The 13,578-nt window shown below is 37.4% G+C and carries 9 protein-coding genes; 4 read left to right on the forward strand and 5 right to left on the reverse strand.

Going from position 1 to position 13,578, the window contains the following annotated elements; translation table 11 throughout:
* Positions 1–286 precede the first annotated feature (286 nt).
* Positions 287–1,114, forward strand: coding sequence for a septal ring lytic transglycosylase RlpA family protein (locus tag QM481_RS22925; protein WP_283383505.1), 828 nt, complete (start codon positions 287–289; stop codon positions 1,112–1,114).
* 60 nt (positions 1,115–1,174) lie between these two features.
* On the opposite strand, the gene QM481_RS22930 is transcribed toward QM481_RS22925, so the two are convergent.
* The 5 genes from QM481_RS22930 to QM481_RS22950 form a co-directional block, all read right to left on the reverse strand.
* Complete coding sequence (locus QM481_RS22930; RefSeq protein ID WP_283383506.1) at positions 1,175–1,960, reverse strand: sterol desaturase family protein; 786 nt, start codon at positions 1,958–1,960, stop codon at positions 1,175–1,177.
* Between the two features lie 150 nt (positions 1,961–2,110).
* A complete protein-coding gene (locus tag QM481_RS22935) occupies positions 2,111–3,052 on the reverse strand; it encodes an NAD(P)-dependent oxidoreductase (protein ID WP_283383507.1) in 942 nt (313 codons plus the stop codon).
* 553 nt (positions 3,053–3,605) lie between these two features.
* Positions 3,606–4,487, reverse strand: a complete 882-nt coding sequence (locus QM481_RS22940; protein ID WP_166549236.1) for a TIM barrel protein — start codon at positions 4,485–4,487, stop codon at positions 3,606–3,608.
* Between the two features lie 140 nt (positions 4,488–4,627).
* The gene (gene pdxA, locus QM481_RS22945) at positions 4,628–5,695 is read right to left on the reverse strand and encodes a 4-hydroxythreonine-4-phosphate dehydrogenase PdxA (RefSeq protein WP_283383508.1); all 1,068 of its coding nucleotides are present in this window, start codon (positions 5,693–5,695) and stop codon (positions 4,628–4,630) included.
* Positions 5,696–5,793: 98 nt separating this feature from the next.
* Complete coding sequence (locus tag QM481_RS22950) at positions 5,794–7,017, reverse strand: DUF418 domain-containing protein (protein ID WP_283383509.1); 1,224 nt, start codon at positions 7,015–7,017, stop codon at positions 5,794–5,796.
* A gap of 400 nt (positions 7,018–7,417) precedes the next feature.
* Here QM481_RS22950 and QM481_RS22955 point away from each other — a divergent pair, with 400 nt between their 5' ends.
* From QM481_RS22955 to QM481_RS22965, 3 genes are all read left to right on the forward strand, one after another.
* Entirely contained in the window at positions 7,418–11,278 is a 3,861-nt protein-coding gene (locus QM481_RS22955; protein ID WP_283383510.1) for a pyruvate carboxylase, read from the forward strand.
* A gap of 342 nt (positions 11,279–11,620) precedes the next feature.
* A complete protein-coding gene (locus QM481_RS22960; RefSeq protein ID WP_283383511.1) occupies positions 11,621–12,424 on the forward strand; it encodes a hypothetical protein in 804 nt (267 codons plus the stop codon).
* A 34-nt stretch (positions 12,425–12,458) separates the two neighbouring features.
* Positions 12,459–13,337 carry an XAC2610-related protein gene (locus QM481_RS22965; protein WP_283383512.1) on the forward strand — a complete coding sequence of 293 codons (879 nt, stop codon included), beginning with the start codon at positions 12,459–12,461 and terminating at the stop codon, positions 13,335–13,337.
* Positions 13,338–13,578: the final 241 nt, after the last annotated feature.

Here is a 13,578-nt window from a genome sequence, read left to right on the forward strand (position 1 = left end):
GACAAAACATAGAATTTGAAATACCAGAGAAACCCTGAATTGGTTCATGAAATCTCCAATTCATAAGTTTTTTGAGGCTTTTATCTGTTTAATTTTGAATTAAAGCCTTATTATGCTTAAGCTTAGCTAAGATATATTAATGCTGGCATGATTTTTGTTGAAAATTGTATAAACTTTATAATAGACATTTTATACATTTGCTTCAAATTTCGAGGGTTTCATCGAGTATTAGCACTGCGTTTCTTAAAACACATCTGAAAATAAACACATAATCTGAATAACAATTATGAAAAAATTAATCGCATCCGCTTTCCTTATTTTAGTTCAAGGTGGTTTGATGGTTACAAAAGCTCAAAATTCTGAGTATAGTGGTTCTTATGGAAATAATGTAGTAGAAGAAGGGATTGCAAAATATTACGGTAAAAATTTAACTGGAAATTTAACGTCTTATGGAGAGCGCTATGATGATGCACAGCTTACAGCTTCGCATTCAAAGTATCCTCTAAACACGGTTTTGAGAGTAACAAACCTCGAAAATAACCGCACGGTTGATGTACGCGTAAATGATTATTGTCGTTGTGAAGAAGAAGGCAAACTGTTGAATTTGTCAAGAGAAGCTGCTTCTCGTTTGGGTATGATTGCAAGTGGCAAAGCTCAAGTAAGAGTTGAAGTGTTGAATGCTAGACCTGCCTCTCAGGTAAATATTTATAGAGATTATGATATTGCAGCAAGTACTCAAGATAGAGTGCCTGTACAACCTACCTCATTGATGCCTCAGGCTTCAGTAGCGGCAACTTCTCCAAGTAGCTACTCGACGGCATTCTCTGAAGATAGAACTTATGATATCAACGGTACCGTAAAATCGCCAAGAGGTTTTGCTGTGCAAGTAACAGCTTTGACAAGCTTAAACAAAATTCATGATATGTATGACGAACTTGTGAAATTAGGTTTGTCACCTGAAGAAATTTTTGTTCAAGTAGGTCAAAAAGAAATGGGTAAAGTGTATCGTATTCTCTTCGGTGAATTCCATACAAAAGAATCTGCATCAGAAAGAGTTATGTGGTTGCAAGAAAGAGGCTATAGAGGCTTAGTTCGTACTCACTATAACTACTAAGATTTTATATTACAATTATTATTACCACACTGTGAAAGGAGACGTTTATCGTCTCCTTTTTTATGCTCTTTCTTCAAATTCTTTTTGAAATTTCGGGCTTTCGGTTTTACCAATTTTATCCCAAAAGGTAAAGTACAAACCAAAGTTATAACGATAATACTTGTGATGATGACTATGATGTGTAGCTCCAATCATGATTTTCCCCAACCAATTACCCCATTTTGTTTTAGGATAAATCTCAATGTCTAAGTGATTGATAGCCGCCGTAATCGTCATAATGGTTAGATGAACCGTTGCGGCATAAATATGCATAGGAATGATACAAATAATGACTGGCATAATAAGTGCTTCCAAAAGACCTTCAATTGGATGAAATGAGAAGGCTGTCCAAGCGGAGGTAATTTTGCTGTCATGATGGACTTTGTGGACAAGATGGTAGATTTTTGGATGATGCATCCATCTGTGAACCCAATAGTAATATGTTTCATGAATAAGCATTGAGATGACTATGCTGCATGGGAACCAAACTACATCGTACCAATGTAAGTCTGTATATAATTGTGTATAGCCTTTTTGCCAAAGTACGGCTGTGAATGCTCCAATAACAGAAAATAAGATTGCTGTTAGCGTAGACCAAGTTATTTCTTTTTTAAACTGTTCTGGAGGATAGGCCTTTGCATTGATTTTGCGAAGTTTCCATTCTTCTTTTTTCCACAAATAGAAATAACTATGGAAAAATCCTGAAAGAATAAAATACCGAATCATTACCACAAAAAACATAGTAATACAGGTAATGATAAATGTAGTAGGTTCCAAAAAATCAAAATCAGCTAATGAAGTTTTCATACTTCACTAACTGATTTAAGTCGAAATTGTTTGAAGGAAATTCGCTATAGTGTAATCGTACAAAATAATATTCGAAATAGAAATCTGAAGTGTCGACTTGAGTAAAATTGAGTCGACACTTTAGGTTTTTACTTAAAAAATATTGTTGTGCTAATTATGAGAATGGATTTCTTTAATCTTATCAATCAATACCTCATTAATCTTCACATAGCTCTCATGAGTCCACCCACCAATATGAGGCGTAAGAATGACATTTTTTTTCTGGAAAAGTGCTTCGTAATAACTTTCTTGCTCAGCACTGAGTTGAGACATTTTTTCATTTTCCAAAACATCCAAACATGCTCCTCTTAACTTCCCAGAGTTTAAGGCTTCCACAATATTACAAACCGAAGCTACCTCTCCACGAGCTGTATTTACCAAAAAGAATGGTTTCTGAAACGAATTGATAAAGTCTGTATTCACCATCATTTTGGTTTCAGAGGTTAATGGCACGTGAAGACTTAAGACATCTACCTGCTCAAACAATTCCTCCAATGTGGCTTCTTGGGCATATTGGTCACTAAAATTACTTTTGTATTTGTCATAAGCCAATACCTTTACCCCAAATCCTGATAATCTTTTTGCTACCGAACTGCCCATATTTCCATATCCAATCAATCCAACAGTCATACCCATGAGTTCGATGCCACGATTGGCTTCTCGCTTCCAGATTTTGTGACGAACCTCTACATCAGCAGTATTGATATGATTGAAAAGACATAGAAGCATCCCAATAACATGTTCGCCCACAGCATCACGGTTACCTTCATTGGCGGCAAAAATAATAATTCCTCTGCGCTCGGCTTCTGCGACGTCGATAAGGTCGAGACCAGCACCTGCTCTAGCAATAAACTTCAACTCAGGAGCGGTATCGAGCATTTCGATATCTACCTTCGTTTTGCTACGAATAATCAAACCATCGTAGTCTTTGAGTTTTTCCAACAACTCTGCACGAGAAATTTCTGGGAAATAATCATAAGTCATTCCGATTTCTGTTAGCATTGAATGAATGCTAAGGTGCATTTCGTCGGCAATCAAAATATTTTTCTTCATCTAATCTACTTTGTCCTATCAGAAAGAAAGAACTTAAAATGTACTGTAATCAAGTTTATTGTAAAACGAATCAAAGTTACGGTGGGTTTCATTCTGAACGAAATATTTGTAGGTAAATAGGTATATGTTGGGCGCAAGGGGCTTTTGGGTATCGGCTTTGGGCTTTTAGGTAAGGGCTAAATAAAAGCACAAGTCATTTCGAGTTTTGTGAGAATAATAGAGAAAACAGATACAATCTCCTAGCCTGCAAATGAAGCTGTTTAAATATTTTTGTCACGGGGGAATAAATTCACCCGCAAAATGGAAGCCTTGGTTAAGAACTACTTTAATACTGAATACATGTTAAGCTCAACTAAGCATCTTTCATAAATCAAAAAAGCGGTCGAAATTTTCTCGACCGCTTTTGAGGATGCTAAAATTTTAAATGACACATCTTTGAATACAAGGTATTATATCATCTATCGTTGAAATGTTGATTGAAAAAATAATCACACATTTACTTAACCACCATTCACTCAATTTAAAATGATTATCCTTGTTAAGAATAGCAGAATTAGAATTTCAATTTTTTCAAATTGTTCAAACTAATCTCGATACCTTCCATTGGCGTGCGCTTGTATGCTTCAAGTTCAACGATAAAGTATTTGATACCTGCTACGTCTTTTTTGTTGAAAATTTCTTGGAAGTTGATATCTCCTTCACCTACTTCAACACTTACGTTTTTCACTGGATCGTGGTCTTTTACGTGTACGTGTGTGAAGCGTCCTTTGTATTTATTGAACCAATCTGCTGGTTTTTGACCTGCTACTACTGCCCAATACAAGTCCATTTCAAATACGATATGTTTTTCTGTATTGTCTAATAAAGTAGTATAAAGCATTTCACCATTTGGCGATTTGAATTCGAAATCGTGGTTGTGATAGCCAAATTTCAAGTTCAACGTTTTAGCATATTCTGCTGCTTTGTTGAAAATATCAGCCATCAATTTACCTTGATTACGGTCATCGTCGAGCATGTAAGGAACGATAGTGTATTTCTGACCAACTTTGGCTGCATCTTCCAACATACGCTTGTAGCTGTCTGAAAGCTGACCGTTTACGACATCTTTTGACGTAATCATGTTATGAGCAGATGGCATTTTTAAGCCATTGTCATTCATGGTTTTTAAATATTCGTCTGCCGATAAGCCAAAGAATTTACCATTTGAATATCCGAAACCTTCTACGTTTTTATAACCCATTTTAGCAATTTTAGCTAAAGCGGCTTTAGGGTCTTTAGAAACATCTTCACGTACTGACCACAATTGGACACCAATGTGGCTCTTTTCACCTTTTTTAATATTTGCGAATAAATCGTTCGAAAGAAGTGCTGCGCCAGCAGTTGTCAAAAGACTAGTTCTGAGGAAGTCACGACGAGATGTTTGTTCGTTCAACATTGCTCTAAATTGATTAAGTTAAATGATTATTGGTAATAACTGGATAGATAGTTTGAGGTTTAAGCCTCTTCATAATTAAATACCCATCAACTTAACGTTCATGGGTATTTTAAATTTTGTTTCAAAAGTAAGAAAAAGTTTTACTTTTCTTCTATTTCTACAGCGGATTCTTTGCGGTTTTTTACAACATCAATGGCTGTATAAATCGCTTGAAGCATTGAACTTTCGCTTGCTGTATTTTTTCCTGCAATCCCATAAGCCGTTCCGTGGTCGGGCGAAGTACGAACTACTGGTAATCCTGCGGTGAAGTTTACACCATTTTCGAAGGCAATATATTTGAATGGAATCAAACCTTGGTCGTGGTACATGGCCAAAATGGCATCGAAATGACGATGTTGCATATTGCCAAAGAAACCATCAGCAGGAAATGGTCCAAAAACCAAGTTACCGTTTTGTTTAAATTGCTCTAAAACAGGAGAGATAACGTCTTTTTCTTCGCTACCCAACAAGCCATCTTCGCCAGCATGAGGGTTGAGTCCTAATACGGCAACTTTAGGTTTCTGAATCCCGAAATCATTGGTCAATGATTCGATCATCATGGTTAATTTTTGAGTAATACGTTCTGGGGTAACTTGTGAGCGCACACGTCCTAATGGAATATGTCCTGTCACTACTCCAACACGGATTTGCTCAGAAACCAAGAACATTAAAGAGTCTTTTGCTTCGAAAGCACTTGTAAAAAACTCAGTATGTCCCGGAAACTTAAATTCCTCCGACTGGATATTATACTTATTGATAGGAGCTGTAACGATAGCTTGAATGTGCCCGTCTTTCAAGTCCTGTGTAGCTTTTTGCAAGCAAGCCAAAGCAGCAGCGCCAGCTTCGGGAGTTACTTTGCCTGGCTCTACATCAGTTTGTTTGTCGTCCCAACAGGTAATCACATTAGTTACTTTGTAGTTGATTTGTTGGATGGCAGGGATACTATGCAAAGTCCAATCTTTCAAATCCAATACTTTACGGTAATAGCTCAATACACGCTGCGATCCATAGATTACGGGTGTACAGATTTTGAGGATGCGGTTACTGGCTAGGGCTTTTAGTATTACTTCTGGACCTACGCCATTGTAGTCACCTAAGGTAATACCTATAACAGGTTTTTGATGTTCCATATTCTTTTGAGATTCTTGATTCGGTTTTGCCGAAAACATATTGTATCCTTGGATACGCTATTCGATAAATTCTTGCAAGTTTACTTAAAAGATAGGTAAATAAAAACCCATTCGCTGACAGATTGCCCTATTACGATTTATTGGCGTGGCATTTTTTGCCACTTTCCGTACGTTGCCGAGCGCCAAAGCCATTCTATTGGACCATAATAGTATCGACTCAACCACCATTTACTCAGTAAGATTTGTAATAAAAAGACTGCCACAGCGCCTAATAAGCACCAAGCAGGATTAAAGTCTCCCGCCAAGCCCAATCCGAAACCATAAAAAAGAAGTATTCCTACGAAACTTTGGAGTAAATAATTCGTCAATGCCATTCTGCCTACATAAGAAAGTTGTTTTAAAATACCTTCCCATGAGCTTTTTGACAGTAATAAACTGAAACCTGCTACATACATTAGGGTCATGGTGGCAGAATGAATCGAAAACAAAAGTTCAGAGAGGATACCGAACCAAGAGGGTAATTTGTCCCAAGGAATAGTGGCTTGAAGGGTAATGAAAAAAGTAACAATGACAATATTGAGTATAAAACAAGCCCAGACTGCCTTCTTAAATTGTTTTTTATATTCTTGAAAATGATCAAATAAACGAAGACGCCCCACCAGCAATCCTAAAAGGAAAAAACCAAAGGTGACAAAAATGCGTCCAGAGTTCCACTGAAAATCGGCTTTGAAAGCAAAATCCTTAAAGTTTTGTTGAATAATTTGGGTATAACTACCTGCCTTGAGCGTTTGGAAGTTTTTTAGCTGTTCTTTATTCGATTTTTCTTGCTCTTTTTTGGCTACGACTTCAGAAACTTTTGGCGAAGGGTGCCAGTATTCGACAGTCCGAATGACTAAAATAGGCGTATTGAGGCTCATTAAAATAGCTAAAATCAGTACCACTCGATTTGAAAGCAAATTTGCCAGTAATAGAAATATCCCTAAAAAAGCATAGATACCCAATATATCGCCACGCCAATGGATATGATGAATAAAGCCTATGACAAAAAGCAACGCGAGTCGCCAGAGAAATCTTAATTCGAAGTGCGTATCATCTGCCTTTCTATTGGTAAATTGTAGAGAAAAACTTAAGCCGAATAATAGAGAAAAAAAGGTATAAAATTTCCCTGAAATAAAAATGCCATCAAAATAATTAACAATGGTAGTGGGTAAAGAATTTTGATAGGATTGCCATACCGACTCTGGAATAAAGCCAGCAATAAACCAGCCTAAAGCATGAGCAATTACGATGCCTAAAAGAGCAATACCACGTAAGCCATCTACTAAGGGAATTCGATTGGAAGAGGAGGATGTTGAGTTCATAGTGGGTTCAAAGAGATTTTTAGATTTTAACCCTAAGATGCAAGATTTTAACCAAAGGTTGCAGACAAATAGAGAGAAGTACTTAGGTAGACCTGTCGATTTAACTATTTTTAAGATAAAAATTGGTGATTTGTTATGGAAATAGTTAGCATAACAATCAATCAGTTGTATCTAACCCAAACAAAATTGCATCTTTCTAATATAGACCAAATTTTCTTGTGAAAGTTTGGGTAAATACACAATTTATTTTTGATTTTTGTATGAATTAATAATTCTTTATTCTGTTAATCTTGTAAATGATAGAAGAAATCACGATTGCGAATTTTGCGTAGTTCAACGAGTACCTTTTATCTATTTTTATTCCTGACTGTTTTAAACTCCAAACTGACAAACTCAAAAAATGCCACAACCATACGTTCAAACGATTAATAGCTTACTTGTCGCCAACCGTGGTGAGATTGCTATCCGTATTATGCGTGCTGCCTCTGAGTTAGGTATCCGAACGGTTGCCGTTTACACATTTGAAGATCGTTATTCGCTTCACAGATACAAAGCGGATGAGGCTTATCAAATTGGTAAGGACGACGAACCTTTAAAACCATATCTCGATATCGAGGGGTTAATAAAGTTATGTAAGGAGAAAGAAATAGACGCTATTCATCCAGGTTATGGATTTCTTTCTGAAAACGTAACATTGGCTCGTCGTTGTCGTGAAGAAGGAATCAAATTTGTTGGTCCTTCTCCAGAAGCAATGAATGCTTTGGGCGATAAGGTAGCTGCCAAAGATGCTGCTCGTAAGGCTGAAGTACCAATGATTGAAGACTCGAAAGAGGAGCTAGTATCGTATGATATTGCACTTAGAGAGGCTCGTCGTATTGGTTTTCCTGTAATGGTAAAAGCTGCGGCCGGTGGTGGCGGTCGTGGTATGCGTGTAGTACGTGAAGAGGAAGCTTTAGAAAAAGCTTTCGCTGAAGCGAAAAACGAAGCTAAAAATGCGTTTGGTGATGATACTATCTTTATTGAGAAGTTCATCGACCAACCAAAACATATTGAGGTGCAGTTGTTGGGTGACCAGCATGGCAATTTAGTACACCTTTATGAGCGTGATTGTTCGGTACAACGTCGTTTCCAAAAGGTAGTAGAAGTAGCACCTTCTGTGGGTTTGAAAGATGAAACCAAACAAAAGTTGTACAAATACGCCTTATCGATTGGTAAAGCAGTAAATTATTACAACGCTGGTACGGTTGAGTTCTTGGTAGATAAAGACGAGAATATCTACTTTATCGAAGTAAACCCACGCGTTCAGGTAGAACATACTATTACAGAAGAGGTAACAGGTATCGACATTGTGCGTACCCAAATTTTGATTGCTCAAAACTACCGCCTTTCTGACCCGAATATTTATATCCTTCGCCAAGAGGATATTCCATTGAGAGGTTATGCTATTCAGTGTCGTATTACTACAGAAGACCCTGCCAATGGTTTCAAACCTGACTTTGGTACCATCATTGCATATCGCAATGCAGCTGGTTTTGGTATTCGTTTGGATGAAGGGTCGTCGTATCCAGGGGTTAAAATTTCTCCTTACTTCGATTCAATGCTCGTAAAGGTTTCGGCTAAAGGTCGTACCTTGAAAGGCGCTTCTGAACGTTTGTTGCGTGCTCTTACCGAATTCCGTATTCGTGGGGTAAAAACCAATATTCCATTCTTACGTAATGTGATTCAGCACCCTATTTTCCAACAAGGAAAATGTGTGGTACAATTTATTGACTCACATCCTGAGCTTTTCAATTTTACGCCGACTCGTGACCGTTCTACAAAAGCTCTTCGTTATTTAGGAGATGTAGTAGTAAATGGTAACCCAGATGTAAAAGTGAAAAACGAACGTACTTTCCGTACGCCAGTAGTTCCGGCATTTGACAAATATGCTGAATATCCAATGGGTAATAAGCAACGTTTGGATTCGATGGGTGCCGACAAGTTTGCACAATGGGTAAAAGATCAAAAACAAATCCTTTATACAGATACTACTTTCCGTGATGGTCACCAGTCGCTTTTGGCTACTCGTGTTCGTACCCGTGATATGTTGGCTGTGGCTGAAGGTTTTGCCAAAAGCTTCCCTGAACTCTTCTCAATGGAAGTATGGGGTGGTGCAACCTTCGACGTATCGATGCGTTTCTTGAACGAATCGCCTTGGAAACGCTTACAGGCTTTCCGTGAGGCTATGCCAAATATGTTGTTGCAGATGCTGTTCCGTGGCTCCAATGCCGTTGGTTACTCAGCATATCCTGATAACTTGATTGAGAAATTTGTAGAAAAATCTGCTGAAAACGGTATCGACGTGTTCCGTATCTTCGACTCATTAAACTGGGTTGAAGCGATGAAAGTTTCGATTCGTGCCGTTCGTGAGCGTACCAACTCTATCGCAGAAGCTTCTATTTGTTATACAGGTGATATTTTCAACAACGAAAAATATACACTTCAGTATTACTTAGACATGGCTCGTCAGTTGGAAGACGAAGGTGCTCACATGCTTTGTATCAAAGATATGGCTGGTTTGTTAAGACCATACCAAGCTCAAACTTTGGTTACGGAGTTGAAAAAGGCGCTTTCTATTCCTGTACACTTGCATACACACGACACAGCATCAATTCAAGCGGCTACGTACTTGAAAGCTATTGAAGCAGGTGTCGATGTAGTTGACTGTTCATTAGGTGCAATGTCTGGTTTGACTGCTCAACCAAACTTCAACTCAGTGGTGGCAATGATGCAAGGCAACGAGCGTGATTGTCCATTGAACTTAGGCTTATTGAACCAATATTCTAACTATTGGGAAGATATTCGTCAAATCTATTATCCATTTGAATCTGAATTAAAAGCAGGTACTGCTGAGGTTTATGACAACGAAATCCCTGGTGGTCAGTACACCAACTTGCGTGGTCAGGCGATTGCCTTGGGTGTGGGTGATAAATTTGAATTGATGAAGCGTAACTACGTGGAGGCAAACAAATTGTTTGGTGACATCGTAAAAGTAACACCATCTTCAAAAGTAGTAGGAGATATGGCTATCTTTATGACTGCCAATAGCTTAACTGCTGAGGATGTATATGCTCGTGGTGCAACACTTTCTTTCCCTGAATCTGTAAAAGACTTCTTCAAAGGTGGTCTTGGTCAGCCTTATGGTGGTTTCCCTAAGCAATTACAGGAAATTATCTTGAAAGGAGATCTTGCCATTACAGGTCGTCCAAACGATAATATTACGCCAATTGATTTTGATAAGGATTTTGCTGATTTCCAAGCTAAGTTCCCAGAAAATCAAGAAGGTTTCTTGGATTATCTTTCTTATAAGATGTATCCGAAAGTATATGAAGACTATTACAAAGCTCAACAAAATTACGGCGATGTATCAGCTCTTCCTACGACTGCATTCTTCTATGGCTTGAAGCAAGATGAAGAAATCTTAATCACAATCGACGAAGGTAAAACTATTATTGTGAAATACTTGTATGCTTCAGAACCAGACGAATCAGGTTTGCGTACAGTTACTTTCGAATTGAATGGTCAGGCTCGTCGTATCAAGATTTTAGATAGAAATATCAAAATTGAACGTCCTCAGCACGCTAAAGCTTCTGCCAAAGGAGATATCGGCGCGCCATTGCAAGGGCGTTTGAGTCGAATCTTGGTGAAACCAGGCGATGAAGTGAAGAAAAACGCTCCATTGTATGTTATCGAGGCCATGAAAATGGAATCGATCGTATCGTCTCCATTCGAAGGTGTAGTTTCTCGTATTGTACTTAACGAAGGTACCGTAGTTGAACAAGAAGACTTAGTATTGTCGGTAGAGGAGGCAAAACTTCCTGAGCCAAACAAAGAAGAATTCTTATTTGTTTACGGAACTTTGCGTAAAGGATACGGTAACGAATTGCATAAATTGATTGCTCGTAATTCTGAGTTTATCGGTTTGGCTAATTACCAAGGAAAGATGTTCAACATCGGAGAATACCCTGGTATTGTTCCTTCTGATGATGCATCTGACAAAGTTGTTGGTGAGTTATACAAATTGACAAACCCGCTTCGTTTGGTGAAAATTTTGGATGAATACGAAGAGTTTTATCCAGAAAATGAATCAGAATCTGTATTCTTGCGTAAGGATATCCAAGTTGAGGTAGATGGTACCAACTATGCAACTTATGGATATTTGTACAATCGTCCTTTGGATGGTTTGGCGCAAATTACTTCAGGTGATTTCTTGAATCAATAAGAAATATCAAACACTATAAAAAAATCCTCCTTGGCTTGCCTTGGGGGATTTTTTTATTGAGTGACTGAATTAGTGTTAGTTGTGTACGAAGGATTTCGAGCCATTTCAGATTTGGGATTTCTGATTTCGGAAATCCAACATCCACTATCCGAAATAAACAGTTTTATAATCCTTCATAAACTTCTAGATTAGAATTGACAATCTGTAGAGACACCATATTTGCGTTTGTCTTTGATATAGAAAATTACCCCCACAAACTCCGCAATCAAAAATCTGAAATCCGCAATCGAAAGTGTCTACTGTTTTTGCTATATTAGATACCTCATTTAAACCCGAACCAAAATGCACACACTTTTGAAGACTAGCGCCTTGCTAGGCCTGCTTGCTATGGCCTCTTGCAAGCAAAAATCACAAGAACAACAAACTACAACAGACTCCACATTAGCACAAGTAAAGGTTGATTCTACAAACATGTTTCCTAAAGAAACAGACTATCAAATTACCGTTCAGATGCCTGGGACATTTCATGAAGGGCAAGTACCTTTAGACTCAGATAAAAAATCTTGGGTAGGAATTTTTCAAACCGAGAAAGGCTTTGAACTTAAAACAACGGGTATTTCCTTAGAAATGGTTCATGATGAAATGATTGACGAGAAACCCGATGCTAAAACTGGTATTCAAATCAATATTGCACAAAAAGATACTTGTTTGTTATTGATTGAATCGCAGTCTTATTTGAAAGACCATGTCATTGCGCCATTGACTTTGGCCAAAACAGAGTTTTATCCCAATGATGCCATTGAGTTTGAGTATTTAGGGGTGAAATACAAACTATTTGCTGTAGGTAAAAAAGAAATTTCCAAAGACGACCCTAATCAGATTTTAGTGACTGATTATACACTCTCTATTTCGTTTACAAAAGAGGGTAAAAACTATACTAATGTCTTGCTTCGCCAGCCACGTTTTGATTCTAAAATTGCTACAGTTCAGTTTGCAGGAGATATTGATGGCGATGGTATATTGGATTTAGTATTAGATGCTGCAACGTATTACAATGATATCAACAGCACCTTATATCTTTCAAAAATCACTAAAGGAACACAAGGGGTAACAATTGCTGGTGGATTTACGGCTGGTGTAGATTGATTTTTTGAATAAACTCTATGAAGATTCATTTATTATGAAAAAACTATTACTACTATTAAGTACTCTTTGGTGTAGCGCAACTTATGCTCAGTCTGTCTATACAGGTACAATTGACAAATATCCTATCGAGTTGGTTTTGAATATTTATTCTGACGACGAAATTCAAGGCATTTATGTTTATACCAGCAACGATGAGCCAATCGATATTTCTGGTTCTATCAAGAATAAAGTGCTTTCTATTCTCGAAAAGGATGCCAAGGAAAAAGTTACGGGTAAAATGGTAATTGATAAGTTTTCAGCTCAGGCTACTCAATTGTCAGGAACTTGGACGAACCCTGCTGGTACAAAAAGTTTTAAAATAACACTAACAAAAAAATACGACCTTGATGATGGAGAAGGGATAGCTTGGAGTAATCGTGAATTATTACAAAAAGCTACTTCTGGTAATCAATATTTTAAAATAGTGTTAAGTAAAGCCAAAGATGAATATCAAGCACGCGTAAAAGCGCTAAAAGTTTACGAAAAAAAGACGGATAAATTGCTCCAAACCATTGCGGTAGATTGTCAACCAATGGGCTTTAACAGCGTAGAAACGGGCGATTTTAATTTTGATGGTCAAGCTGATATATCTTTGTTTGAATCATCTTATGCTGGAGCAAATACCTCTTCAAAATATTTTTTGGTTGACGGAAACGGACAATACAAAGACAGTGGTTTTGAAGGTGTTTCACTGACATTTGATGCTAAAACCAAAAGAATTACCGAAGTAAACCAATGCTGTGCGGGGTCACAATATACCTCGACTTTGTACAAAGTAGCAAATAACAAAATGGTAAAACTTGAGCAACATTGTTTTATTTATGATGAAAAAAAGCAGGACTTTGTAGAACGTAAATTGAAAGATTGCCAATAAAAAATTAAGGTTTCATAAGAATAGCCCTCAGAATTACTTGAGGGCTATTTTTATGAATAAAGAACCTATTTTTCCAACACTATCCAATAACCATTTTTCTCAATATTCACGAAGGTTTTGATTTCGAGAAAAAAGAGTGGAAATTTGTAAAAACAAGGACTTTGAGCTTCTAAAAATCGATTTGGGGATAACATTTTGTTAAAATAGATACTCATAGATACCTTTTTGATGATCTGTGGTA

The organism is Flectobacillus rivi (assembly GCF_030056655.1).
Lineage (GTDB): Bacteria > Bacteroidota > Bacteroidia > Cytophagales > Spirosomataceae > Flectobacillus > Flectobacillus rivi.